This window comes from Chitinophaga filiformis (assembly GCF_023100805.1).
GTDB classification, from domain to species: Bacteria; Bacteroidota; Bacteroidia; order Chitinophagales; family Chitinophagaceae; genus Chitinophaga; species Chitinophaga filiformis_B.
In genome coordinates this window covers 1,108,807-1,133,714 of sequence record NZ_CP095855.1, presented here as the reverse complement: position 1 = coordinate 1,133,714, position 24,908 = coordinate 1,108,807, and the positions used below count along the sequence as shown (strand labels likewise).

General features: G+C 47.1%; 24 protein-coding genes. 13 read left to right on the top strand and 11 right to left on the bottom strand.

The features are described from left to right. Positions 1-267 precede the first annotated feature (267 nt). The 5 genes from MYF79_RS04760 to MYF79_RS04740 are packed head-to-tail and all read left to right on the top strand — an operon-like array spanning position 268 to position 6,235. Positions 268-1,620, top strand: a complete 1,353-nt coding sequence (locus MYF79_RS04760) for a sigma-54-dependent transcriptional regulator (RefSeq protein WP_247812791.1) — start codon at positions 268-270, stop codon at positions 1,618-1,620. Positions 1,621-1,628: 8 nt separating this feature from the next. Beyond that, positions 1,629-2,966, top strand: a complete 1,338-nt coding sequence (locus MYF79_RS04755; protein WP_247812790.1) for a sensor histidine kinase — start codon at positions 1,629-1,631, stop codon at positions 2,964-2,966. A 48-nt stretch (positions 2,967-3,014) separates the two neighbouring features. Then, positions 3,015-3,716, top strand: coding sequence for a lysoplasmalogenase (locus tag MYF79_RS04750; protein WP_247812789.1), 702 nt, complete (start codon positions 3,015-3,017; stop codon positions 3,714-3,716). A gap of 45 nt (positions 3,717-3,761) precedes the next feature. Further along, the gene (gene nadB, locus MYF79_RS04745; RefSeq protein WP_199654585.1) at positions 3,762-5,360 is read left to right on the top strand and encodes an L-aspartate oxidase; all 1,599 of its coding nucleotides are present in this window, start codon (positions 3,762-3,764) and stop codon (positions 5,358-5,360) included. 11 nt (positions 5,361-5,371) lie between these two features. After that, positions 5,372-6,235, top strand: coding sequence for a lysophospholipid acyltransferase family protein (locus MYF79_RS04740; protein ID WP_247812788.1), 864 nt, complete (start codon positions 5,372-5,374; stop codon positions 6,233-6,235). Positions 6,236-6,293: 58 nt separating this feature from the next. On the opposite strand, the gene MYF79_RS04735 is transcribed toward MYF79_RS04740, so the two are convergent. The 6 genes from MYF79_RS04735 to MYF79_RS04710 form a co-directional block, all read right to left on the bottom strand. After that, on the bottom strand, positions 6,294-6,629 hold the full coding sequence (locus MYF79_RS04735; RefSeq protein ID WP_247812787.1) for a BON domain-containing protein: 336 nt from the start codon (positions 6,627-6,629) through the stop codon (positions 6,294-6,296). Between the two features lie 73 nt (positions 6,630-6,702). Then, positions 6,703-7,512 (bottom strand): SDR family oxidoreductase, encoded by an 810-nt coding sequence (locus tag MYF79_RS04730; RefSeq protein ID WP_247812786.1) that lies wholly within the window; start codon positions 7,510-7,512, stop codon positions 6,703-6,705. 97 nt (positions 7,513-7,609) lie between these two features. Continuing rightward, positions 7,610-9,013: an MBL fold metallo-hydrolase gene (locus tag MYF79_RS04725; protein WP_247812785.1), complete on the bottom strand. Its 1,404-nt coding sequence runs from the start codon at positions 9,011-9,013 to the stop codon at positions 7,610-7,612. A 264-nt stretch (positions 9,014-9,277) separates the two neighbouring features. Further along, positions 9,278-9,637, bottom strand: coding sequence for an ArsR/SmtB family transcription factor (locus MYF79_RS04720; protein ID WP_012788619.1), 360 nt, complete (start codon positions 9,635-9,637; stop codon positions 9,278-9,280). Positions 9,638-9,931: 294 nt separating this feature from the next. Next, a complete protein-coding gene (tsaB, locus tag MYF79_RS04715; RefSeq protein ID WP_247812784.1) occupies positions 9,932-10,609 on the bottom strand; it encodes a tRNA (adenosine(37)-N6)-threonylcarbamoyltransferase complex dimerization subunit type 1 TsaB in 678 nt (225 codons plus the stop codon). A gap of 10 nt (positions 10,610-10,619) precedes the next feature. After that, positions 10,620-11,306 (bottom strand): 3-hydroxyacyl-CoA dehydrogenase family protein, encoded by a 687-nt coding sequence (locus MYF79_RS04710; protein WP_247812783.1) that lies wholly within the window; start codon positions 11,304-11,306, stop codon positions 10,620-10,622. A gap of 61 nt (positions 11,307-11,367) precedes the next feature. Here MYF79_RS04710 and MYF79_RS04705 point away from each other — a divergent pair, with 61 nt between their 5' ends. Next, entirely contained in the window at positions 11,368-11,748 is a 381-nt protein-coding gene (locus tag MYF79_RS04705) for a RidA family protein (RefSeq protein WP_247812782.1), read from the top strand. A gap of 83 nt (positions 11,749-11,831) precedes the next feature. On the opposite strand, the gene MYF79_RS04700 is transcribed toward MYF79_RS04705, so the two are convergent. From MYF79_RS04700 to MYF79_RS04680, 4 genes are all read right to left on the bottom strand, one after another. Then, complete coding sequence (locus MYF79_RS04700; protein WP_247812781.1) at positions 11,832-13,484, bottom strand: murein L,D-transpeptidase; 1,653 nt, start codon at positions 13,482-13,484, stop codon at positions 11,832-11,834. Between the two features lie 157 nt (positions 13,485-13,641). Further along, a complete protein-coding gene (locus tag MYF79_RS04695; RefSeq protein ID WP_149693929.1) occupies positions 13,642-15,192 on the bottom strand; it encodes an Rne/Rng family ribonuclease in 1,551 nt (516 codons plus the stop codon). A 434-nt stretch (positions 15,193-15,626) separates the two neighbouring features. Continuing rightward, positions 15,627-16,463 carry a tetratricopeptide repeat protein gene (locus MYF79_RS04685; RefSeq protein ID WP_199654577.1) on the bottom strand — a complete coding sequence of 279 codons (837 nt, stop codon included), beginning with the start codon at positions 16,461-16,463 and terminating at the stop codon, positions 15,627-15,629. Between the two features lie 23 nt (positions 16,464-16,486). Next, on the bottom strand, positions 16,487-16,774 hold the full coding sequence (locus MYF79_RS04680) for an HU family DNA-binding protein (RefSeq protein ID WP_073084475.1): 288 nt from the start codon (positions 16,772-16,774) through the stop codon (positions 16,487-16,489). Positions 16,775-17,346: 572 nt separating this feature from the next. Here MYF79_RS04680 and mutY point away from each other — a divergent pair. From mutY to MYF79_RS04645, 7 genes are all read left to right on the top strand, one after another. Beyond that, positions 17,347-18,411 (top strand): A/G-specific adenine glycosylase, encoded by a 1,065-nt coding sequence (mutY, locus tag MYF79_RS04675; protein WP_247812780.1) that lies wholly within the window; start codon positions 17,347-17,349, stop codon positions 18,409-18,411. Between the two features lie 179 nt (positions 18,412-18,590). Further along, on the top strand, positions 18,591-19,046 hold the full coding sequence (locus MYF79_RS04670) for a single-stranded DNA-binding protein (RefSeq protein ID WP_199654575.1): 456 nt from the start codon (positions 18,591-18,593) through the stop codon (positions 19,044-19,046). 295 nt (positions 19,047-19,341) lie between these two features. Next, on the top strand, positions 19,342-20,577 hold the full coding sequence (gene gldE / locus MYF79_RS04665; protein WP_247812779.1) for a gliding motility-associated protein GldE: 1,236 nt from the start codon (positions 19,342-19,344) through the stop codon (positions 20,575-20,577). Between the two features lie 29 nt (positions 20,578-20,606). After that, positions 20,607-21,203, top strand: coding sequence for a gliding motility lipoprotein GldD (gldD, locus tag MYF79_RS04660; protein WP_247812778.1), 597 nt, complete (start codon positions 20,607-20,609; stop codon positions 21,201-21,203). 58 nt (positions 21,204-21,261) lie between these two features. After that, positions 21,262-21,873: a DUF3109 family protein gene (locus MYF79_RS04655; protein ID WP_247812777.1), complete on the top strand. Its 612-nt coding sequence runs from the start codon at positions 21,262-21,264 to the stop codon at positions 21,871-21,873. Positions 21,874-21,996: 123 nt separating this feature from the next. Further along, complete coding sequence (locus MYF79_RS04650) at positions 21,997-23,373, top strand: LutB/LldF family L-lactate oxidation iron-sulfur protein (protein ID WP_247812776.1); 1,377 nt, start codon at positions 21,997-21,999, stop codon at positions 23,371-23,373. A 12-nt stretch (positions 23,374-23,385) separates the two neighbouring features. Continuing rightward, positions 23,386-23,583 (top strand): YqaE/Pmp3 family membrane protein, encoded by a 198-nt coding sequence (locus tag MYF79_RS04645; RefSeq protein ID WP_199654571.1) that lies wholly within the window; start codon positions 23,386-23,388, stop codon positions 23,581-23,583. 5 nt (positions 23,584-23,588) lie between these two features. Here the strand turns inward: MYF79_RS04645 and MYF79_RS04640 are convergent, their stop codons facing one another. Then, a complete protein-coding gene (locus MYF79_RS04640; protein WP_247812775.1) occupies positions 23,589-24,896 on the bottom strand; it encodes an energy transducer TonB in 1,308 nt (435 codons plus the stop codon). Positions 24,897-24,908: the final 12 nt, after the last annotated feature.

Genomic DNA, 24,908 nt, shown 5'->3' with positions numbered 1-24,908 from the left:
GTCCCAGGTAAGACAACCGGCATGCCAAAGCGGGAAACTCAATACCACAAAGGGATTCCGGCAAGTATGCGGATTTTTATCGTCCTGTAGCGCACACAGGACGTTCATTTCCGGACAATTTCTCCCAGGCCTTTTCCGGACCGCAGTAAAACCGAAATCTTTTTATAATATTGCCAGTGGCCGCATCCGCCAGGGCTGTCATTCCACTCCGCCTGTCAGGAACACTGTTTGCGGATCATTTGCAAAAACAATAGACAAGATCTTATTATGACTACACCGTTGCCCGGTAAAATTCTTATTGTAGATGATGACATGGACGTGCTCCGAGCCGCCCGGCTGTTATTGAAACGTCACTTCGAACAGGTAGACTTTGAACGTAATCCGCAAAAGATCCCCTACCTGGTGTCCAATTTCGAGTATGATGTAATTCTCCTGGATATGAACTTCACCCGCGATCTGAGTAGCGGCAAGGAAGGATTTGAATGGCTGGACCGCATCCTGGACATCCGTCCGGAGGTGGCGGTAGTGTTGTTTACAGCTTATGGCGATGTTGAGATGGCGGTAAGGGCTATTAAGGCCGGTGCAGTAGACTTTGTACTCAAGCCCTGGGAAAATGAAAAACTCCTGGCTACCATGCAGGGGGCTTACAATAAGAAGCATGGCAATAAGGATAAGATCAACGCGGCGCCAGCGGCAGCACAGTCGGATGTACATATTATCGGCAACAGCCCTGCCATGCTACAGGTGCTCGACACCGTGACCAGGGTTGCCGCCACAGACGCCAACGTGCTGATACTGGGGGAGAACGGTACAGGAAAGGACCTGCTGGCCCGGCACATCCACCAGCTGTCACTCCGGAGTAAAAAGCCCTTCGTGAGTGTGGACCTGGGCGCCATCAGCGAAACGCTGTTTGAAAGTGAACTGTTCGGCCATGTAAAAGGCGCTTTTACTGACGCCCGTGAAGACCGGAGCGGCCGTTTTGAGGAGGCAAACGGAGGCACTATTTTCCTCGACGAACTGGGAAACATTTCCCTGCCCCTGCAGGCCAAACTGTTGACAGTGTTGCAGAACAGGGCCGTGACTAAGGTAGGAAGCAATAAAGCCATCCCGATAGATGTGCGTCTGATCACCGCCACCAACAGGAACATACAACGTATGGCCGCCGAGTATCAATTCCGGCAGGACCTTCTTTATCGTATCAACACTATTGAGATTCAACTGCCTCCGCTAAGAGAGCGCCAGGAGGATATCGTTCCGCTGGCAGAATACTTCCTGCATCTATATGCTGCGAAGTATAAACGGCCGGTAACTGCCCTCCACGAATCGCTGATACAGCAACTGCGCCAGTACGACTGGCCGGGCAACATCCGTGAGCTGCAGCATGCCATGGAAAGAGCGGTGATCCTTTCGCAAAGCAAGACGCTCATGCCCAAAGATGTATTCGTGAAAAATCCCGTACAGGATCAATCCCTTAACACCGGCTACAACCTGGAGGAAATGGAACGCAACATCATTACCCAGGCCATGAGAAAATGTAATGGCAATATTACAGAAGCCGCCAGGGAACTAGGTTTGAGCAGGGCCGCCCTTTACAGAAGACTGGAAAAGTATAATATTTAGCGCTTACAATGAACAGGTTCAGTGTCAATATATTACTGCGTATCATTTTACTCACGCTCAGCACCATCACCAGTGTGTGGGTATGGACAGCACTTGGCGCCTTTCCGGGAGTAGCCATGGGCATTCTTATCTGTATGCAGATATATGGCATGTACTATTATATCAACCGGGTGAACAGGAAGCTGACCTTATTCCTGGAATCTATCCGCTATGAAGACTTTTCTATCCGCTTCAGCGCCGATAATAAATTAGGGAAAAGTTTCCAGGCGCTGAACCATCAGTTCAATGAAGTACTGGAAGCTTTCCGCCAGACGAGGGCTGAAAAAGAAGCAAATCTGAAATACATAGATACCATCGTACAGCATATCAGCATCGGCGTCCTGTCGTTCGATGCCGAGGGACGGATAGAGCTGATCAACCCGGCAGCTTTTCGCCTGCTGGGCATATACCGACTGCGGAATATTTCAGAGCTGAAGACCAGTCATCCCGCCCTGCCGGAATACCTGATGGAAATACGCTCGGGCAACAAATTGCTGTACCGCACCCGGCAGGAACAGCAGCTGTCTATTCATGCTGCCAGCGTACGCCTGCAGGGCCGCCTGGTCAAACTCATATCCATCCAGAACATCCATGCCGAGCTGCAGCAGAAAGAGCTGGAAGCGTGGCAGAACCTTACCAAAATACTCCGTCATGAGATCATGAACTCCGTTACGCCAATTGTATCGCTGATTGGCACCATGCAGGATATTGTGGAGCAGGACATTTCGCCGGAAGCAGCACAGAAAGAGGCCATCGCCGACCTGCAGGAGGCGCTGGAAACGATCAAGAGCCGCAGTAAGGGGATCATGAACTTTGTGAATGCATACCGTGACTATACCACCCTGCCCAAACCGCAGTTTACCCATGTGAATATCAAAGAGTTGCTGACGGGGGTAAGCAGCCTGCTGTTGCCAGAACTGAAACAGGCCGGTATTTATTATCATTATGAGATTGAATCTGCCAGTACAGAGATACATGCAGACGTAGCCCAGCTGCAGATGGTGCTTATCAACCTCATCAAAAATGCCATGGATGCACTTGAGCAGACGCAAACACCATCCATACAGGTGAAGGCCAGCATGAACAATCCTAATCAGGTGCATATTGAGATCACTGATAATGGCCCGGGTATTGATGCAGACGCTATGAATAAGATCTTCATCCCATTCTATACCACCAAGAAGAAAGGCAGTGGCATCGGGTTAAGCCTGTCGCAGCAGATCATACAATCCCATGGCGGACAACTGAAAGTGAGCCGATCCGGCAACAATGGCACCACCTTTTCCGTTTTACTGCCTGTTGCATGAAACCATTCAGACACAGAAATCGTACTTTAAGTACATTAATGTTAGTCTATGCGCAAAGCAAGCTCTTTTCATCTGCTATATGCTACTACCTTATTTGTTCACCTGTCTGCCGTCTTTTTCCACCTGGACATTCTTAGTTACGTTTCCAAGTTCCTGTTGCCATTCATTTTAGAAGCTTATTTCATTACAGGTACGGAGGGCATTCCTGCTATTTTCCGTATATCATTGCTGGGCGCCCTGTTCTTTTCAGGTTTTGGTGATATGTTCCTGTTATTTTCCGAACAAAGCCCGCTTTTCTTTGCCTGCGGACTGTTCACCTTCATGCTCTCATTGCTTTTCTATATTGCCTTTTTCCTGAAGATCAGGTATACGAATTACCCTCTTCCGCTATGTAAATGGCCCTTCATTCTAGTGGCGGCAGCCGGTATCATCGCGTTCATTTTCGTGATGCTGCCTTACCTGGGCCGGATGACGCTGCCGATACTCTTTTTTGCCATCATTGCCTATATCATGCTGCAATCGGTCATGCATGCCTTCCGGCTCGCGGATCAGCCATCCGGCTGGTACGCACTGGCAGGCGCCGGTGTTTATATTGTTTCCTGTATGCTGATTGCCATCCACTATTTTTACCATCACCTGGAGATGGGTACGTTCTTTATTATGCTGACGTACGGGATAGCACAATGGGGACTGGTGACCGGCGGGCTCCGTTACCTGCAGATGCGCCGGGGCTATGCCAGTCCGCAATGAATGGGAACAAATTAAACCGTACATTTGGTGTTCGCTTGAGTACTTATGCAACAGACAGATTTCTTAGTGATTGGTTCTGGTATTGCCGGACTTACTTATGCCCTTAAAGTGGCAGCCGCATGTCCTGATAAAAAAATTACCATCATCACGAAAACACGTGAGGACGAGACCAATACAAAATACGCACAGGGTGGAGTAGCTGTAGTGAACGATCTTGAGAATGACAGCTTTGAAAAGCATATTGAAGACACGCTGATTGCCGGCGATGGCCTGTGCAATGAGCAGATCGTGGAGATCGTCGTGAAGGAAGGACCGGAACGTGTCAATGAGATCATAGAATGGGGCGCCAACTTTGACAAGAACGCAGCGGGAGACTTCTCCCTTGGTAAGGAAGGAGGCCATTCCGAGTTCAGGGTGATCCACTATAAAGACGTTACCGGGAAGGAAATAGAACGCGCCCTGCTGGATGCTGTACATAAAAACCCGAATATTGAGCTGGTTACCCACTGCTTCGTGGTAGACCTCATTACACAGCACCATTTAGGTTATCTTATTACAAAGGCGACACCGGATATAGAGTGTTATGGTGTATACGTACTGAACCTCCTTACCAATAAGATTGAAAAGATCCTCAGCCGCATTACCGTACTGGCAACAGGCGGGAACGGACAGGTATACCGTAGTACTACCAATCCCACCATTGCTACCGGCGATGGGGTGGCAATGGTGTACCGTGCCAAGGGAAGGATAGAGAATATGGAGTTTATCCAGTTCCATCCTACTGCGCTATATCAGCCAGGGGTTAACAATGCCTTCCTGATCACGGAAGCAGTACGCGGCGATGGGGGTATTCTCCGGAATATCCACGGGGAGGATTTCATGCATAAGTATGATCCACGCCTTTCCCTTGCGCCACGCGATATTGTAGCGAGAGCTATAGACAGTGAGATGAAGATCACGGGTACGGAATATGTGTACCTCGACTGCCGGCATATGGACCAGGAAAAGTTCGTCCATCATTTTCCGAACATCTATGAGAAATGCCTTTCTGTAGGTATCGATGTGAAGAAGGATATGATCCCGGTGGCCCCGGCCGCCCATTACAGCTGCGGAGGCATCAAGGTCAATGAGTTTGGCCGTACATCCATCAATAACCTGTATGCCTGCGGGGAATGTTCCAGCACAGGGCTGCATGGAGCCAACAGGCTCGCCTCCAATTCCCTGCTGGAAGCGATGGTATTTGCGCATCGTTGTTACCTGGATGGTGTGAACAGAATTGACAGCACCTCCCACAAGGTCAATGTACCGGACTGGAATGCGGCAGGTACCACTGCTCCAAAAGAGATGATCCTCATTACACAGAGCCTTAAAGAGCTGAAACAGATCATGAGCGATTACCTGGGTATTGTGCGTACCAATGAACGTATGCAACGCGCTATCCGCCGCCTGGATATCCTGCATGAAGAAACTGAATTATTATACGAAAGAACAGAGGTATCGCCGCAATTGTGTGAATTAAGAAACCTGATCACCGTTGGCTACCTCATTGTAAAAGGCGCCGCCTTCCGTAAGGAAAGCCGTGGCTTGCACTTTAATACTGACTATCCTGAAAAGAGTTCCCTGGTACAGAATATTGTGTTATAGAAATTGATGACATGTATTATTTGTTACTGGTATTTATGTACGGCATTTCAATACTGCCGTTATGGTTATTATATCGCATAAGTGATGTTTTATACCTGATCGTTTATCACATTGTTGGTTACCGGAAAGCAGTAGTGTTTGATAATCTGCGCCAGGCATTTCCGGAAAAGACATCAGAAGAGATCACCCGGCTGGCAAAGAAATACTATCTCAACCTGACAGATATGATGGTGGAAACCGTCAAACTGCTGACCATGCGACCCAAAGAACTGCAGCGCCGCTTCACCTGCGACCTTACCGTATTACATGAGCTATATGCCAAAGGCAAAAGCTGCCAGATGCACCTGGGCCATAATTTCAACTGGGAGTGGGCCAACCTGTTCTGTATGCAGGGCGTTAAATATCCTTTTCTTGTAGTTTATATGCCGCTGACCAATAAAGCAGGCGATCGTATGTTCAGGCATTTCCGTGAAAAGTCGGGCAGTATATTACTGCCGGCCAACGACATTAAGGAGAGTATGCAACCATGGATCAACCGGCAGTACCTGATAGCGCTGGTAGCAGACCAGAATCCCGGCAATCCGCGCCGCAGCTACTGGTATCCCTTCCTGAACAGGATGACCGCTTTTTATAAGGGACCGGAAATGACGGCAAGAAGGAGTGATATACCTGTGGTATTTGTGGATATCAGGAAAACAAAGAGAGGATATTATCATGCCACCTTAAAACTGGCGTTTGAGGAACCATCCGCTGTGCCGGAGGGAACAATTACGGAATCATTTGTAAAATATCTGGAACAGAATATCCGGGAACAACCCGAAGTATGGGTATGGAGCCACAGAAGGTGGAAACATGAGTACAAAGGGGAACAATAAAAGGCTGAACTGACCAGCGTAACTGCTGAGGTGTTCCTGATCAATTCAGCCTGTCAATCTATTTCACAGCAGCACTGTCTTTCTTCATTGTAGTATCAGTGGCTGCCGGTGGGGGCGGTGGAGGAGGTACTGCTGCCTGCACCATAATGTTATTCGTAACGGCCTTTACCCCGTTCACGCCTTTAACGGCATCTTCGGCAGCCATTTTCGCTGCTTCATCCGGCACTTCACCATTAAGGGTTACAACCCCTTCTTTCACTTCAGCACTTACTCCCGGAGTAGCCGTTAGTTTTTCATTTACTGCCTGCTGAACATTACTATCGCTAGGCTGACAGGCAAACAAGCATACGGCCAGGAACATCATTCCCGCCATCAGGAAAGTTTTACATTTCATGGTTAAAAGTTTAACAATTTAAAACAAATAACATGCTAAACTGTGGGATTGTTCGGACACAAAAGATTGTTAATCAGCCATTATCTGCAAACCCGGGATATAATGTCATGCCTCCATCCACGAAAAGAGTGGTTCCTGTTACATAATCACTTTCGTCGCTGGCCAGCCATACCGCGGCTTTGGCCACATCTTCGGCCACGCCTACCCTGCCGTATGGGATCAGTTCCAGCAGCTTTTTCTCATCTTCCGGGGTATCCCATGCATCTTCGTTAATGCGGGTTTTAATGGCCCCGGGAGCGATGCTGTTGACCCTTATTTTATGTGGGGCCAGTTCCTGCGCCATGGACTGCATCAGGAGTTTCACCCCGCCTTTGCTGGCGGCATAATTCACATGTCCCGCCCAGGGTATTACTTCATGAACACTGCTCATACAGATGATCTTTCCCGCAGCCTTTGAGCGCTCCGCAACAACACCTCTTCTTTTGAATTCACGTGCGGCTTCCCTTGCACAGATAAACTGACCGGTAAGATTTGTATTGATCACCTTATTCCATTGCTCTATAGTCATGTCGAACAGGGAAGCATCCTGCTGAATGCCTGCATTAGCAACCACTATATCCACCGTACCAAAGCGGGAAAAGATTTCCGCAAACATCGCCTTTACCTCTTCCTCCTTACTGATGTCGCATTGCCGGATAAAGCCATCGCTGCCGGCCGCCCTGATCTTTTCCAGCACTTGTTCGGCGTCTTTCACGCTTTTATCGCTGTGGTGGTTCACCACTACTTTAGCGCCAGCTTCGCCAAATGCCCGGGCAATGGCGGCCCCTATGCCGCTGCTGCTGCCGGTAACAAGTGCTATTTGTCCGTCTAAGAATTTTCCCATTGCAAGGTTTTTCCTTTAGGCGGTCAAAAAGCATACCTGCAAAAACAAAAAGACCCCGTGGTAGAACCACGGGGTCTTTATTTAAGTATCTGTAACCTTAGTTTAATACGTTCTTTTCCTTTACCACCTTCAGGCCTTTCTGTGCTTTCATGGCGTTGAAACCGCCTTCCACATTGCGAAGGTTATGGATACCTTCCCGTTTCATGATAGAACATGCTATGATACTACGGTAACCACCCTGACAGTGTACATACAGATTGTGATTATCGTCAAAATCAGCCAGATTCCCGGGGTCTGTCATATCGCTGAGGGTGATGTTCATTGCCCCTTCAATATGACCGTCTGCATACTCTGCAGGCTTGCGTACATCAACAATGACGAGGTTTTCATCGTGCGGCAGGTCCATTGCCAGTTCATCAGCTTCCACAGTGATGATGAGGTCACGTTCTTCACCGGCAGCAACCCAGGCTTCATAACCGCCTTTAAGATAACCTGCTACATGGTCGAATCCAACACGGGCCAGACGTACGATGGTTTCTTCTTCTTTCCCGGGGCTGGTCACCAGTATGATCTCTTCACCAAAAGGCAGCAGGCTGCCGGCCCATTCCGCAAAACGTCCTTCCAGGCCTATGCTGAGAGAGCCTGGTACGAATCCTTCCGCAAATTCGTTTGCCGGACGTGTATCCAGGATGAGCACCTCTTCCTTCATTTTCTCTTTGAATTCAGCTATAGACAGTGGACGGTTACTTTTTTCCATCACCGCCTGCAAAGCATCGTATCCTTCTTTGTTGATGCGGGCATTGATAGGGAAGTAAGAAGGCGGTGTGTTGAGGCCATCTGTTACTTCTTTGATAAACTCTTCTTTACTGGCGGCCTTCAGCGCATAGTTGGAGCTCTTTTCATCACCCAGTGTGCTATAGGTATGAGGTCCCAGGTTTTTACCACAGGAAGAGCCCGGACCATGGGCCGGATATACGATCACATTATCGGGCAATACTTTGATCTTGTTATTGAGAGAATCGTACAGGTATCCTGCCAGTTCTTCTTTTGTAAGGTTGCCACTGAACAGATCAGGACGGCCTACATCACCTACAAAAAGCGTATCGCCGGTGAAGAGGCTATGTGGCTGTCCTGCTTCATCGCTCAGCAGGTAGCAGGTAGATTCCAGTGTATGACCTGGAGTATGTAATACTTCGAGTGTGAGCTTACCAATCGTAAATTTCTCCCTGTCCTTAGCAAGATATATCGGGAAGTTGGTAACTGCTTCAGGACCATATACAATGGGAGCATTGGTAGCAGCAGCGAGGTCAAGATGACCAGACACAAAGTCAGCATGGAAGTGTGTCTCAAAAATATACTTAATGGTAGCGTTGCGCTCTTTGGCCAGGTCAAGGTAAGCGTCTATATCCCTCAGGGGATCTATCACAACAGCTTCTCCTTCAGACTCAATAAAGTAGGCAGCTTCTGATAAGCAATTGGTATAAAGTTGCTTGACGAACATGGTTTTTGATTTCTGCAAATTTACGGATTTATCCGCAGGAGGAACGTCTGACAAATAGCCATATATATATAGCGTTAGCATGTCTTTATTACCCCCGATATCTGCAGAACCAGTCAACGCACGCAAGTATTTGATATACGTTTAGGCACGTACATGCAAATACCTCCGGAAAAATAAGGGCCTAACTAAAAGTTTCTTCAATATACTCTTAGTTAGGCCCGAATATTTTTTTGTACTCTGTTTGACCAGTACTCCAAAACCAGATTAGCCAACCAGCTCCTCCACGAATTTGGCAACTTCAGCTATACGTTGTTTATTGATCGTATAGTGGATGAATTTACCATCTCTCTCTGTAATCACAATGCCGGCACGGCGCAGAATAGCCAGGTGCTGTGACGCTACTGACTGCTCAAGACGCAGCTTAACGTAGATTTCAGTTACTGTCATTTTCTTATGATCTTCCAGCAACTTAATCATTTGCTGGCGCAGCTTATGGTTTATTGCACGCAAAACCATAGCAGCCTTCTTAACGGCAATGTAATCCAATTTAATTTGGTCTTTTTCATTGGTACCTCTAGAAATAATAAGAGTATTAGAAGAGGTCGTTAATAATGTTTTTTCCATCGCATAATAGTTTTAAAAAATGATGAAATGAAAGGGATCAACGGACAGTAAACCCATAACTTGTTAGAAAACAATAACCGGGTATCGATTTATACAAAAATATAATATTAGTCGTAATAAAAAAAACTTCTATACCTTATTTTTTAATATATGGATGCCGTTTACTTGCCAAATAAACATAATTTGACAGTTTCATGACACAAACTGAGGTAAGTGTAAGGATTACGCTTCTTAATAAGACATAAAAAGCCCGTTATCATGGGGATGGAGGTCATTTTTTACATTACAAACGACCTATTTTTTCATTGTAGAATGAAAGGGTTTGAGGTAAAAGGGGCTAAAATAGGCTACATCTTCAAAAGCTTTGCGCTCGTAGGCTGCTGTTGCCAGCGGCACCATATCCGCAGCGTTTAATATATAAGGAACGAATAAGGCGTTGGAATGAGGAGGCATTAATTGCTGCCATTTATCGCTTCCATTACCGAAAAAATATGTCTTCTTTGCTGATACCTGTTCGCTGAATGCTTCAGGGCTGAGTATTAACGCATGGGGAGCTACTATTGTATGTAAGGATGCATCATATACGGCGGTGTATACTTCCATTCTTCTTGCGTCCAGCATAGGACAATATAATGCATCCGTATCCTCCACCCGCGATAGCAGGCCCTGTGCCATCATCTGTAAGGTAGATACAGCGATCAATGGTTTCTCCCAGCTATAACACAGCCCCTTTGCTGTAGCCACGCCTACACGTAGTCCTGTATATGAACCGGGACCTGCACTGACAGCAATAGCATCGAGATCTTCAGGCTTCACCTGCTGCTCCCGCATGATCTCCTGTACAAACAATACCATACTGGCCGCATGGTCCTGTTGTTTATCATTTACCAATGTCTGTAAAGGTTGCCCGTCTTTCGACAGACAAACAGACCCGATCGTAGTAGCAGTATCGATATGCAGTATCAGAGGCAATGTATATAGTTTAATTTTTTCTCACAATTTTCATATCTATGCCTGCTTCCTGTGCCAGCAGCGCACTTATTTTATACCGTTCATTCCCCGTAGCCTTATACACGGCGTCCAGCACCTTATATACCCTTGTGACGCCAATTTCCCCGCACCATTCAAAAGGTCCTTTCGGGTAATTGGTCCCCAGCCGCATTGCAACATTAATATCTTCACGCGATGCAGTACCTTCTTCAGCTGCCATGTATGCTTCGTTGATGATCATGCAAACAACTCTCGGGGTGACCAGCCCTACCCTGTCTTCCACTATTTCATACTCCCAGCCCAATTCCTTCATAATGTCTGCCAGCAAAGGCTTTTGCTCTTCTTCCATTACAGAAACTTCTGTAACAGGCATCGCCACAAATCCCGGCAGCCAGTTACAACCCACCAGGTTAAATCCCTGTTCAAAAGCGTAATTATTCATTACGTCTGCCAGGGAAGTTCTTACAATGGCCGCCAGCACAGGCACCTGCGGATATTTTGCATAGATACGTGCACGGTCGGTATGTTCATCAAAATCCAGGTCTATTACCAGCCCGTAATCTTCCAGCGTCCCTATGCGCTCTGCTGTACTAACCTGCTGCACCCGGTGCCCACTCAAACCACCCTTTTGAAGGAAAGCAGCATAATGTTGCTCTTCTCCTATAACGAGGATATTCATGTGCAAAATTTTCGCAAACCTATTAATTAATAACTAATAATAAGACCCTATTTTTACGGTCATGGAAAAACAGATCATCAACACAAAGAATGCGCCTGCTCCGATCGGCCCCTACAATCAGGCCATACAGAAAGGCAACCTGCTGTTTGTATCCGGGCAAATAGCACTGAATCCGGACACCAACCAACTGGTACTGGATGATATCAAAACCGAAACCCACCAGGTAATGAAGAACCTGAAAGGTATTCTTTCCGAGGCGGGTATGGACTTCGATAATGTACTGAAGACGACCATCTTCATTATGAATATGAACGATTTCGCACAGATCAACGAAGTATACGGTTCTTATTTTACCGGCGATTATCCTGCCCGTGAAACCGTTCAGGTAGCTGCGCTGCCCAAAGGTGTGAATGTGGAGATCTCCGTGATCGCCAGCAAGTAATTTCCGGAGGCTGACTAAAAGGGATCTTCCTTCTCCACCACTTATTTGCCTTTTTGGTCAGCCCCTTCCATCGCGTTAAGCGGCTATCTGGTTCCAAATAATGTAGCCGCCAGTCTTGCGTCGTGTCCATACACATCATCCCGGAAGTTCAGCCTGCCCTCACTGTCCACGAAGGCGGTAAAATATCCTATATATACAGGCACCTTCTCTTTCAGAGTGATGAACTTCTCCTTGCCCGCGTTCATTGCTGCTACTATCTTCTGCTGCGTCCAGGCAGAATCCTTACGCAGCAGCCATTCCGCCAGGCGCTGTGGTTCCGACACGCGTATGCAGCCATGGCTGAAAGTACGTTTACTTTCTCCGAAGAGCCCTTTGGAAGGCGTATCGTGCAGGTAAATGTTATACTCGTTCGGGAACAGGAACTTGACCTTACCCAGCGCATTTTTCCCACCCGGCTTCTGGCGAATAATATATGGGAAATTAGCGCCGGAATATTTAGCCCAGTTGAGCGAGCCTGTATTCACAGGACTACCGCTGCCTGTCACCACTTCCATATTCTGGTGGGCAAGATAACCGGCATTCCTTTTCATGGCTGGTAATACCTCGTGTACCAATATGCCGGGAGGTACATTCCAATAGGGACTGAACACGATATACCTCATCTCATTGCTGAAAATGACCGTGTTTGTGCCCGGTTTTCCCACTACTACATTACAGCTCCAGTCCAGTTTATTATTGTCGTAGACATACAGCTTAAACGCAGGAATATTTACCAGCAGGTATTCGGCCGGTGATTCTGCCGGTATCCAGCGGATGCGCTCCATATTGATCAGGATCTGCTGGATACGTTTCTGCGGAGACACATTCAGCGCATTGAGCAGGGAAGGCTGGATGGTGCCATCCTTCTTCAGCCCCATACGGTCCTGGAAATTGCGTATTGCTGTGTCGAGCAGCGGCGTAAAGAGTTGCGAAGTATCGGCAATTGCCAGGTCGCCCAGTATATGCAGGCGCTGTTTTACAGCGGCAACAATGGTATCGCGCTCGCCCGGTTTATAAAGCTTGCGGGATGCTTTCAGTGAATCCCAGGGCGCTTTCTCCAGCGCGGCCAGTTTTTTCAGCTGGTCCCGCAGTAGTTTGTATTGTTTGTTCACCGGCTCTTCAAAAGTGTTGGCCGGGCGGCTCAGCATAGTATCGAGCAGGCTTTGCATGTTGATCTTCTTCCGGGGAATGAACCACTCCAGCGACTTGGCGCTGTCTGAGGTCAGGCCGCTCCATACTTTATTGCCATAGGCAAAAAACTGGGCAGTCAACAGCAGTTCCGCCCTGGGCATAGCCTTGTCATTCCTGCGGAACTTCTCTCCTTCCATTACCAGCGTATCATACAGGGCCCGCAGTGGTTTACTGATGATGGTACTGTCGTTCAGGCCATAGTCGGCATCGGCTTTCATCATATTGATAAAGTTACCTGCCTGCTCCGTCAGCCGGCCATCGTTTCCGATCCAGGCATAGTGGAAGTCGCGCTGACGGTAGAAATCACGGATATATTCTGCATAGGCGGTATCGTGTTGCAGAAAACTGATCACCTGGTTACTGTCCAGTTTAAGATCGATGTATTCCTGTCCGGTGTAATGGCTGGTATCCCTGTCCCGTCCTTTCCTTCGTCTGTGGCTCTCACCACAGGAGGAGAGTAATACGGTCGCTAACAACAAAAAAAGGCACATGTAACGTAAAGACATAAACGCAACGGAGTTTTAATAAGCAGTCTGATTGTTCCCCTGTAGGTCGTTGTTTTGTAGAACAACAGCGATCCCGGTAAAATGTTTGAAGGCACAAATGTAAAACGCTTAACACGATTTTGTGTTAAGCGTTTTAGATAAAGCAGTGAGGCTGGAATTATAATTTGATTTCTTCTTCGTTGGCGTCAAAGAAACGATATTCAGTAAGGTGGTAGTTAGAGTCGGCTTTGATCTTCACCCATTTCTTATACTGGAAGTACCACTTCCACCGGCGGGAGGTCAGGAAGCCTTTAGCCAGGTAGGCATAAAATATAGGATGTACCCTGATGGTAAGCCCTTTATGCTGGTGATTAATGAGGTATTGCAGGTTCTTTTCGATCTCGTCGATGATCAGTACGGAGGCTCCGATCTTACCGGTACCATGACAGGTAGGGCAATCTTCTGCTACGGAGATGGTCACTTCAGGTTTCACCCGTTGGCGGGTGATCTGCATCAAACCGAATTTAGAGATAGGCAGGATGGTATGTTTGGCCCTGTCCTGCGACATGAATTTCTCCATGGCTTCGTAGACTACCTTCTTATTCTCCGGCAACTTCATGTCAATGAAGTCGATGATGATGATACCTCCCAGGTCGCGGAGCCTCAGCTGGCGGGCTATTTCTGCTGCAGCTTCCAGGTTGGATGCGAGGGCATTCTGTTCCTGGTTATTGCTGGAGCTTTTATAACCGCTGTTGACGTCGATGACATGCAATGCTTCAGTAGCTTCTATGATCAGGTATACGCCGCTGTCCAGGTTGACGGTCTTCCCGAAGGAAGCTTTCACCTGGCGGGTAACGCCATAGTGATCAAAGATAGGAGCGCCGTTATGGTAATGCTGAACGATGTCCTGCTTCTCGGGGGCTATTTTCTGTATATAGGCCCTCGTGTCAGTGAACATATTCCTGTCATTGATAACGATCTTGTTAAAGCTCTCGTTAAGAAGGTCACGCAGTATGCTGGTTGTTTTTGCCTGTTCACTCAATATTTTCTGCGGAGGCTGTGCCGCGCGCAGGTTAGCCTGTATATTCTTCCAGGTTTCAACGAGAGTGGTCAGATCCTCATGCAGTTCTGCCGTTTTCTTTCCTTCAGCCGCCGTACGGACAATAACACCGAAGTTGGGTGTTTTGATAGCCTCTACGATCTTCTGCAATCTTTTTCTTTCTTCGGAAGAATGTATCTTTTTAGATACAGCAACAATGTCATTAAAGGGTGTTAACACGATAAACCTTCCGGGTAGAGAAATTTCGCAACTAAGACGGGGACCTTTAGAAGAAATAGGCTCTTTTAGTATCTGCACCAGGATGTTGGGCTTTCCGCCCAGCACATCTGTGATCTTGCCGGTCTTTACAATCTCCGGCTCATTCTTAAACTTTGTAAAATCAAACCCCTCCGGGGTTTTATCTGAAATAGCCTGCTGGGTAAATTTTAGTATAGAACGTATATATGGGCTAAGATCTGTGTAATGTAAGAAGGCATCTTTTTCAAATCCTACATCGACAAAAGCCGCATTAAGGCCCGGGATCAACTTTTTCACCCGCCCCAGGTATAAATCCCCTACAGAAAAGTTGGGATTGCCGCTTTCGTGATGCAATTCCACCAGTTTCTTATCTTCCAGCAACGCTATTTCCACACCAGTTGGTGCCGCATTTATAATAAGTTCCTTGTTCAAGCGTCCAAAATTTTAACCATTATAACTTCACCTTGAGTTATGCACGGCTATTTAATAACAGCTTACTGCATACCAGATTACAGCTGGCGAAACGCCAGCCTACGTAGATGATGGATTGCTTAAGGGTTTAGCGATCAGCAGGTAATATCCGGAATTCTAAGCGGGATTTGTGGAAAAACCTGCATGACTCCAGCAATTTAATAATAATCGCCAAAATCATGCAGGATATATAAAAATTTTTGTCCGATCACCGCGCCGCAAATAAAACCTGGTTAGTATAAATGGCGGGAAACAGGAGAAAATTATTTCTTATTCTTCTTATGCCGGTTCTTTCTCAGTCTTTTTTTACGTTTGTGAGTAGCAATCTTATGTCTTTTTCTTTTCTTACCGCAAGGCATACGCTAATAAGTTTTTAAATGTTTAAAAAATGAATATTATTTAATACTCTTGATATAATCATCTATTTCGGCCTTCAGTGAAGGATCCTTCACGAGCGCCTTACATTTTTCAGCCAGTTCAACAGCCTTTTTGAAATCGCCTTTGCCCTTGTAGGCCTCGGCCAGCACAAATAGCGCTTTAGCCTCCTCAGGATGTTTCTGAGTGAATGACTCCATCCTGTCTATGGCTTTATCAAACTGGTTTGACTGAATAGCAAGACTTGCCAATGTGATCTGAGCTTCTGCATTGTCAGGATTGGTTGCCACCACATCCCTGAGTTTTTGGACGCCTACCATAGGCTCTGTATTCATATACAGAAGGGCCTGTTTTATTTTAAGGGAATCATTACCCGGACTAAGCTTTATTGCCTGATCCAGTAGGGTAATGGCCTGTTTGGTCTCCCAGTTCATTACAGCAGGGTCCTCTGCGTGTTCCAGATGTTCTAAAAATAAATTGGCTGCAAAGGTGAGGCTTTTTTCGGAATTTTCCAACTTGGCGGATTCGCCAAGATAATACGCAGCTATGGGTAGTTGGTTAAGGCTATCCCAGGAGGCATATAATTCTTTGTAAGCGGCTATCTGCTGGTTCTTAACATCGCCCCGGACAATATTCTCCAGGCGGGCAATAGAAATTAATTTATCAGCTGGGACCTTTTGCTTGGCGGAAGCCAGCAATTCGTCGAAGGCAATAGTTTTTCCCTCCTGACCCTCATGCATATGAGTGGCAGTTGGCATCGCTTTTTTATCCGAATGAGGTACGGTGCGGCCAAACGCTACCAATACAATAAGTATTGCCGTCGCGGCACCGACCAGGAGAATCTGTGATTTTTGCACGCCTTAAATATTAGGCTGCAAAATTACGAACTTTTAAGCTTCTTTACTTCTGCAACGAATTCTTTAGACGGCTTAAAGGCAGGAATGAAATGCTCCGGAATCTCAACGGCAACGTTCTTCTTGATGTTACGGCCAATTTTAGCAGCTCTCTTTTTTGTAATGAAGCTACCAAAGCCCCTTATATAGATATGCTCGCCATTAGCCAACGCTTCCTTGACCTCCTTAAACATGGCCTCTAGTGTTACTAACACATCTACTTTAGGTATGCCGGTTTTTTCAGCAATATTGTTAATTAAGTCAGCTTTTCTCATAATTGAAGCGAAGGATTACTTGTCCCAAAATTATTTAATTTTTTTTAATTGCTGAATTTTAAGCAAATAAATTTTATCTTTTTTTCTTATACCAAGGTTTTATATAATATATCTATCTGTAAATCACTTAGTAATAATCTCTAAACGCTAGTAACGGGCAACCGGAAAAAGAGAGGGACACCATGCTCTAACCCAGTACAAGTACACTTTCATTAGGGTAATCACAATATTTCACTAAACCACTCATTAACGAATATACAAAAAATAATATTCATTTAGTCTTTTTTTTCTTCACTTAACGAAAAAAGATCCATCGGGATCAGGCACTAACAGATAAAAGGTCTTTGCCTATTATAACGCATTTTCCGGCATATTCGTCTACTGATCAACAAGTTCTGTTAATGTTCACTGCTAAATCGCTACAGCTGAATATTATCAAAAATAAATCTAATGCAATCCTGTTATTTTTCCAACAGTCCTGCCACTACAATTTTTTCATCACCCGGCATATACAAAAAGGTGCCCTCTACCCGGATGCACCCTTTTTCATTGATCCCTTTATATTTGCAGAAATGAAGCAGTTTTTTACGAACACCTTGCTGGAATGGAACAAAAATGAGAACACCCGCTCCATGCCATGGAAAGGTGAGAAAGACCCCTACCGGATATGGCTGTCTGAAATTATTCTCCAACAAACACGTGTAGAACAGGGATGGGCCTATTACGAGAAGTTTATATTGAACTACCCGACAGTAAAAGAACTGGCGGCAGCGCCGGAAGAAGCGGTATTCCGCCTGTGGCAGGGACTGGGTTACTATGCACGCTGTAAAAATATGCTGGCTGCTGCACGGCAGATCGTGTCTGCCTATCACGGCCACTTTCCCAATACATACGAAACCATACAATCGCTCAAAGGTATTGGCCCCTACACAGCCGCAGCTATTGCCTCCTTCGCATTCAACCTGCCACATGCCGTTCTGGACGGCAACGTATTCCGTGTGCTGTCCCGCTTCTTTGATATAGACACGCCTATAGACAGTACCGCCGGCAAAAAGCAATTTGCTGAACTGGCTCAGGAGTTGTTGCCTCATGGCCTGTCTGCTTCGTATAACCAGTCCATTATGGATTTTGGCGCCGTAGTATGTAAGCATCAGCAACCCGCCTGCCATACCTGTCCTCTTGCCGGTAAATGTAAAGCCTTCCAGCTGGGACTCACCGGCCTGCTGCCTGTCAAGGCAAAGAAACTGGTCATCAGAAAGCGCTATTTCTACTACCTTGTATTACAGTACAAAGACCAGGTATTCATCCGCAAACGCACGGAAAGTGACATCTGGCAGAACCTCCACGAGTTCATTCTGATAGAAGCTCCCGCTCCGGAAGACGTAACAGCGTTACAGTCTACAGCCGCCTTTAAAAATATTATGAAAGATATACGTTACAACACAGATGCGGTTTCCGGGACATTCAAACAACAGCTTACACACCAGACGATCTATAGCCAGTTCCTGATGCTATCGGTGAGTAAAAAGCCTGAAATGCCCGGCTATATGGCCGTTCCACGGAATCAACTGGATCATTACGCATTCCCTAAAACCATCACAGACTTCCTCGGGAACAGGGAACTTACCCTGTTCTGATACGAAAACCTGCTGTTTACCAACAGCGCCCAACTTGCTGCGGCAAGGTATTTGAGCTAAAGTATACGTTAAAATTTTCACTGTCGATTTGAAAAAAACATTAACTTTAGAAAGGTTGTTCATTTAAAAGAAGCGTATATTTTCAATAGTTTAAAATCAATAGATTAAAACCTGCAACAATGAGAGGTGTTAATAAAGTAATCCTGATTGGCAACTTGGGCAGAGATCCAGACGTACAGTTCTTAGAAGGTAATATTGCTGTAGCCAAATTCTCTCTGGCAACTACAGAAACATTCAAAGACCGGGCTGGCAAGCTTATATCCCAAACAGAATGGCATACGGTAGTATTATGGCGCGGACTGGCTGAACTGGCTCAAAAGTACCTGCACAAAGGAAGTCTCGTTTATATTGAAGGACGCCTCCGCACACGCAGCTGGGAAGACAAAGAGGGTAATAAGAAATTTGCCACAGAAGTAGTGGGCGACAACCTGGTTATGCTGGACAAACGTATGGATCTGAACAACTCTGAACACGCCATACATCATAGCAATACAGGTAGTAGCACTGGTGACAATTTCCCCAATATGGAAATCCCCCCCCAATTAAACGATACAGCGGACGATCTTCCTTTTTAACTATCCGGTAAAAAATACTAATTCTTTTTTGATTGATAATCCCATTATGGGACATTACTTATATTTGCATATAGGGAAAGCGATTCAATGTAAGACCTGAATTACTTTCCCCTTTTTTTGGAACTTACTTTGCTATAAGCTGGGAGTTCTAATATTTCTCACGTCAAAGTTGAACAATTTGTACACCTATCCGGCAAGCATTCTACCTGGTAAGCTTACCCTGTTGCAAGCAGCGGCGCCAATCGCCACTCCGAACGTGGTTATTTATCTGCTTGTAATATTCATACTCCTACTCATGGCTTTTATTGTTTCCGGTGCCGAAGTGGCTTTCTTCTCCCTGAACTATAAAGACCTGAATGCCCTGAAAACGAGGCAAAATACCAGTGGTAAGCTGATTACCAAACTCCTGGAAAAGCCCCGCTCCCTGCTGGCTTCCCTCCAGATAGCTGGTATCCTACTGTCCCTGGCATTTATTATGGTAACCAGCTACCTCATCACCCAGATGGAAGACCTTCAGACCTTCCCGGTGGTGTCCCTGGTAGTACGTATAGCCATTATCATTTTTGTGCTGCTTTTCTTCGGGCAGGTACTTCCCCGTGTATGGGCGGCCCAGAATAATATCCGGTTTGCCACCTACTTTGCCTGGTTTGTAAGCATCGTACATGCTACCCTGGAACCGGTAAGCGACTTCTATGTAAGCCTTAGCGAAAGTATAGAGGCCCGTTTCTTCCACCGGGGCAGCGGCGCCGTGAACTACCAGGAGATAGACGAGGCCATTGAAATGAGCGTAGATCCTACCGCCTCCCAGGAAGAAAAGAACATCCTGAAAGGCATCCTCAAATTTGGCAATATCACCGTTAAACAGATCATGCATACCCGCCTGGATGTGTCAGGTATAGAGTATGAAGACTCCTTTGACGTCGTTGTAAAAAGGGTGGCCGACCTTCATTATTCCCGCCTCCCCGTCTACAAAGGCAACCTTGATAATATCGTGGGCGTCATCCACACCAAAGACCTCCTGCCCCACCTCGACAAAGGCAAAAACTTCGACTGGCATACCGTAATGCGGCAGCCTTTCTTTGTACACGGTCATAAACTGATCGAAGACCTGCTGTCTGAATTCCAGACCAGGCGTATGCATTTTGCGGTTGTCGTGGACGAATTCGGGGGTACCTCCGGTATCGTGACCCTGGAAGATATTGTGGAAGAAGTGATCGGCGATATCAAAGATGAATTTGACGAAGAAGAGTTCAACTACAGTAAAGTAGATAACTATACCTACGTATTTGAAGGCAAGACCATGCTCAATGACGTCTGCCGTATCATGAACATCGCACCAGATACCTTCGAGGTCGTAAAGGGCGAAAGTGACTCTATCGGGGGCCTGATCCTGGAACTGGCGGGTAAATTCCCGGAGGAGAACAGCGTCATATCCCACGAGGACTATGATTTCACTGTGCTGGAAGTAAGCAAGATGCGTATCCAGAAGGTACAGGTGACCATCAGGCAGAATGTGGAAGACGAGAACTAGTGCAGCACTTTTAATTACAAGAAGCTACTATGAAATTAACCGGGAATACTCTTTGTCTGCTTTTACTGCTGGCGTTTTCCGCCTGTCAGCAAACCTATACACCCAAGCCGCGCGGCTACTTCCAGATCAATTTTCCCAAACGGGAATACCGCCTGTTTGATGTTCCCGGCTATCCATACACCTTCGAGTACCCTGTATATGCCAATGTCGTAAAGGATAGCCTCTTCTTCGGTGAGAAAACGGAAAATCCCTACTGGATCAACGTGGAGTTCCCGTCTCTGAATGGCAAGATCTATATGAGCTATAAAGAGATCGGCAAAGGCGGGAAGAACAATTTCCAGCAGCTGGTGAACGACGCCTTCAAAATGACCTATAAACACACCTATAAGGCAGAATATATAGAAGAAAAGGCCATCAATACGCCATTCCATGTAACAGGGCAGTTCTATGACGTAGGTGGCAATGCGGCCTCCGCAAAGCAATTTTATGCCACCGACTCTGTCCGGCACTTCCTCAGGGGCGCCCTTTATTTTGACGCCACCCCCAATGCCGATTCCCTCGCCCCGGTACAACAGTTCCTGCAGCAGGACATGTGGCACCTGGTGGAAACACTGAAGTGGAGATAGACCATTTACTATTTTCGTACCTTTGCGTCTTTAAAGGAATACCCGGCCCGGGGCACTCATGCCAACACACCCGGCCGGTCATCGTTTTTATATGATCATCATTGACGACAAGTACATCAGCGACGAATTAATTGAGGAACAGTTCGTTTGCAACCTGGGGGCCTGTAAAGGCGCCTGCTGCGTTGCGGGCGATTGCGGGGCGCCGCTGGATAAGGAGGAAGTAAAGATCCTGAAGAAGATCTATCCGAAAATCAAGTCTTACCTCCGTCCCGATGGCATCGCTGAAATAGAGCAAACCGGTACAAACACCATAGACGATGAATATGGGTATGTTACCCCCATTGTCAATAAAGGCATCTGCGCCTACGCCAATATCGACGCCCATGGTATTGTAGGTTGTGGTATCGAAAAAGCGTTTAATGACGGCGTAATTGACTACAAGAAACCAATCTCCTGCCACCTCTACCCCATCAGGGTTAAGAAATACGAATCTTTTGAGGCGTTGAACTATGACCGCTGGGACGTGTGCAAACCCGCCTGCAAGAACGGAAGAAGCCTGCGCGTGCCGGTGTACCGTTTCCTGCGCGATGCGCTTATCCGGAAGTATGGTGAGGAGTTCTACCAGGTGCTGGACAAGATCGCCACAAAGCAATATAAGGCGGAGAAATAGTATCTGCTGATGCTATCCCTTCATTTCCCTATCTTTACCAGTACTAATTGTTGTTTAATCATTTCCGGCGTATAGCAAAGCCGGTATGGGTTTTGTAATTCCGAATCAGCAATCCGACAACTTATGCACCAGAATGCCTCCACTTTTCTTGAAAATAGTGAGAAGAAAGCGACAAGCCTCAGTCATCGCCAAACGATCAATTATAACATTGGTAAGTATAACACGGCTGTTAAAGCGGGGAAACAACAGTTTTCCGATCTGAATACTGCACGGGAAAGGGCGAAGAACATCAAGTGGCGGGCGCTGGAGAACCTCGATAAACACCTGGAAGAATTTGAGTCAAACTTCACCCGCCGTGGCGGTAAAGTGATCTGGGCAGAAAATGCACAACAGGTACTGGACGAGATCCTGGCCATCTGTGAGGCCAAACAATGCAAAAGTATCGTAAAGAGCAAATCTATGGCCACGGAAGAGGTACACCTGAACCACTTCCTGGCACAGCATAATATTGAATGTGTAGAAACGGACCTCGGTGAATATATCCAGCAACTGGACGGCGAGCCTCCCTATCACATTGTTACGCCGGCCATGCATAAGAGCAAGGAAGACGTAGCTCAACTGTTTGCCGACAAACTGGGCACCCCCCCAAACCTGACACCTCAGGAACTAACCATGGTAGCGCGGGAAAAGCTGCGGCAGAAATACCTGGATGCCGAAATAGGCATTACCGGCGCCAACTTTATCATTGCCGATATCGGAGGCGTAGCGGTGACTGAGAACGAGGGCAATGCAAGGCTCAGTACCGCATTCCCCAAAACCCATATCGTGCTGGTCGGCATTGAAAAGATGCTGCCCTCTATCAATGATCTGGCGCTGTTCTGGCCATTGCTGGCTACTTATGGTACCGGTCAGCAGGTAACGGTATACAATTCCATCTTCAGTGGCCCGCGCCAGGAAAACGAAATAGACGGTCCGGAAGAAATGTATGTGATACTGATGGACAACGGCCGTACCAACATATTGGAAGACACAGAAGCCAGAGAGAGCCTTTATTGCATCCGCTGCGGCTCCTGCCTGAATGCCTGTCCTGTTTATAAAAATATCGGCGGCCATAGTTATGGAACTACTTACAGCGGCCCCATTGGCGCTGTTATTACCCCTCATCTGCAGGGGATGGACAACTTTATGCACCTCAGCTATGCCTCTTCCCTTTGTGGTAACTGTACAGAGGTATGTCCTGTAAGGATCAATATCCACGAATTACTGCTCCATAATCGCCATAAAGCCGTTGAGGAGAACTATACCTCCGGCGGCGAAAAAATGTCCTGGTTTGGCTGGAAACAGGCTAGTCTGAGCCGCAGGATGATGAACCTTGTGGGCGGCAGGACCAAAAACCTGTTCATGAAGAAGTTCTTCGCCAGGGCATGGGGAGACAACAGGGAATTGCCGGTGTTTGCACCCAAATCTTTCAACCAGCTGTGGAAAGAGAGAAAAAAATAGTATCTTTTTAATATGACACTTATCGCTATACTGTTGCCCTGGCTTTCCTTTATACTAAGGGGAAGGATACTCACGGGCCTTCTATGCCTCATTTTACAGATCACGCTGATCGGCTGGATACCTGCAGCTGTCTGGGCTTGTATATCATTACAGAACGCCCGGGAAGATAAAAGGACCAGGAAACTGATCAGGGCGATGAAAGAAAAATAGTTATCTTATTTAGGGCCGAAAGGTACATCTATCTGAACGCGGGTGGCCCTCCCATCGGAAGCGGGTTTCCATTCCGGGCCTTCCTTTACTGCTCTTAATGCTTCCGCATCGCAGTCCGGTTGTAGCCTTCTTGTTATTTTGATGTCTTCCAGTGTACCGTCAGGCATCACTCGTACAGATACCCGCACCCTTCCGGTGATGTTCGCGGCGGCCGCCGATGCAGGATACTGGACATTTTTAGCCAGGTATTCCCTGTACTGTTCGTACCCGTTCACCGGGCTAGGAGGCTGGTAAACAACTCTGTCCTGACTATAGTGGATCGCCTTTTTTCCGCTGCCGTAACCAGTTACGACCACATCTGATAATGCACTTGTCTGTTCATTCAATGTGATATCAAGGTTAGCGTCTGCCTGGTTCAGGTCCAGCTTCTTTGATTTGAAGCCGACGGCAGCTACCACCAGTTTTACATCTTTTACAGTATCGGCTACGCGGATAGAAAAATTACCTTCATTATCCGTTATTACACCTTTACCGGTGCCTTCAACACTAACGGCTACGCCTGGCATTCCTTCTGCGTTGCTCAATGCTTTCACCCTTCCCTGGATCAGGCGGGTTGTTACTGTGGGCGCTGCAGCGGGGGCAGTGGCAGCAGCATTCCTGGTAGCCATTTCCTCCGCGGCTGCTTTATAAGCCGGGACAGCGGCAACTTCAGTTACTCTTCCCTCCAGACTATCGGCCATTGAAGGCGCTGCGGCCATAGGCCTGATAGAATCGTCTCTTCTCATTACGCTTGCCAGAGGCGTTTCAGCGGCAAATGCACCTGCTCTGGGTTCCCTGGCTGCCAGCAAGCCGGTATCTGCCGGAATGGATACTGCAAGCGGCTTCTCGGGTGTGGCTTTTCCCCAGGCTACCGGTTCTTCCCGGTTATAATATTGTAATGTATCTGTAATAGAGCTGTCAGAAATATTAGGCAGCTGAGAGGCAATGCTATTATACTTTCCTTTGTTTACCTGCAGGAGCCAGATCAATCCGGTGCAGACCAGCAACAGCACACCGGCTGCCGCCAGCCAGCGGTAATTGAGCACAAACAGCCCTCCTTTCTTTTCATCCCTACCCTGCACTCTCGCTTCAAGGCGCCTGTTCAGATCAGCCAGATGAACGCGCTGGTCCGGCCTGCGCTCAGCAAAGCCTTCCAGTGCATCGGCCAGGAAGGGATCGTCCAGGGCCTGTTTCTCCAGGGCATGCATCGCCTTGTTATCCAGCTCTCCTGCCAGATACCGGCGGATCAGCTCAGGATCCACATTACGGTTCATATGACTGTGCTT

Bases quoted from the DNA above. Each gene is read 5' to 3' on its own strand.
- gldD (WP_247812778.1), top strand. From the start codon at position 20,607: ATGAAATTAACCGGGAATACTCTTTGTCTGCTTTTACTGCTGGCGTTT.
- MYF79_RS04645 (WP_199654571.1), top strand. From the start codon at position 23,386: ATGACACTTATCGCTATACTGTTGCCCTGGCTTTCCTTTATACTAAGG.
- mutY (WP_247812780.1), top strand. From the start codon at position 17,347: ATGAAGCAGTTTTTTACGAACACCTTGCTGGAATGGAACAAAAATGAG.
- MYF79_RS04750 (WP_247812789.1), top strand. From the start codon at position 3,015: ATGCGCAAAGCAAGCTCTTTTCATCTGCTATATGCTACTACCTTATTT.
- MYF79_RS04740 (WP_247812788.1), top strand. From the start codon at position 5,372: ATGTATTATTTGTTACTGGTATTTATGTACGGCATTTCAATACTGCCG.
- MYF79_RS04670 (WP_199654575.1), top strand. From the start codon at position 18,591: ATGAGAGGTGTTAATAAAGTAATCCTGATTGGCAACTTGGGCAGAGAT.
- gldE (WP_247812779.1), top strand. From the start codon at position 19,342: ATGGCTTTTATTGTTTCCGGTGCCGAAGTGGCTTTCTTCTCCCTGAAC.
- MYF79_RS04710 (WP_247812783.1), bottom strand. From the start codon at position 11,306: ATGAATATCCTCGTTATAGGAGAAGAGCAACATTATGCTGCTTTCCTT.
- MYF79_RS04655 (WP_247812777.1), top strand. From the start codon at position 21,262: ATGCCAACACACCCGGCCGGTCATCGTTTTTATATGATCATCATTGAC.
- MYF79_RS04680 (WP_073084475.1), bottom strand. From the start codon at position 16,774: ATGAGAAAAGCTGACTTAATTAACAATATTGCTGAAAAAACCGGCATA.
- MYF79_RS04700 (WP_247812781.1), bottom strand. From the start codon at position 13,484: ATGTCTTTACGTTACATGTGCCTTTTTTTGTTGTTAGCGACCGTATTA.
- MYF79_RS04725 (WP_247812785.1), bottom strand. From the start codon at position 9,013: ATGTTCGTCAAGCAACTTTATACCAATTGCTTATCAGAAGCTGCCTAC.
- nadB (WP_199654585.1), top strand. From the start codon at position 3,762: ATGCAACAGACAGATTTCTTAGTGATTGGTTCTGGTATTGCCGGACTT.
- MYF79_RS04640 (WP_247812775.1), bottom strand. From the start codon at position 24,896: ATGAACCGTAATGTGGATCCTGAGCTGATCCGCCGGTATCTGGCAGGA.
- MYF79_RS04720 (WP_012788619.1), bottom strand. From the start codon at position 9,637: ATGGAAAAAACATTATTAACGACCTCTTCTAATACTCTTATTATTTCT.
- MYF79_RS04735 (WP_247812787.1), bottom strand. From the start codon at position 6,629: ATGAAATGTAAAACTTTCCTGATGGCGGGAATGATGTTCCTGGCCGTA.
- MYF79_RS04730 (WP_247812786.1), bottom strand. From the start codon at position 7,512: ATGGGAAAATTCTTAGACGGACAAATAGCACTTGTTACCGGCAGCAGC.
- MYF79_RS04705 (WP_247812782.1), top strand. From the start codon at position 11,368: ATGGAAAAACAGATCATCAACACAAAGAATGCGCCTGCTCCGATCGGC.
- MYF79_RS04650 (WP_247812776.1), top strand. From the start codon at position 21,997: ATGCACCAGAATGCCTCCACTTTTCTTGAAAATAGTGAGAAGAAAGCG.
- MYF79_RS04760 (WP_247812791.1), top strand. From the start codon at position 268: ATGACTACACCGTTGCCCGGTAAAATTCTTATTGTAGATGATGACATG.
- MYF79_RS04755 (WP_247812790.1), top strand. From the start codon at position 1,629: ATGAACAGGTTCAGTGTCAATATATTACTGCGTATCATTTTACTCACG.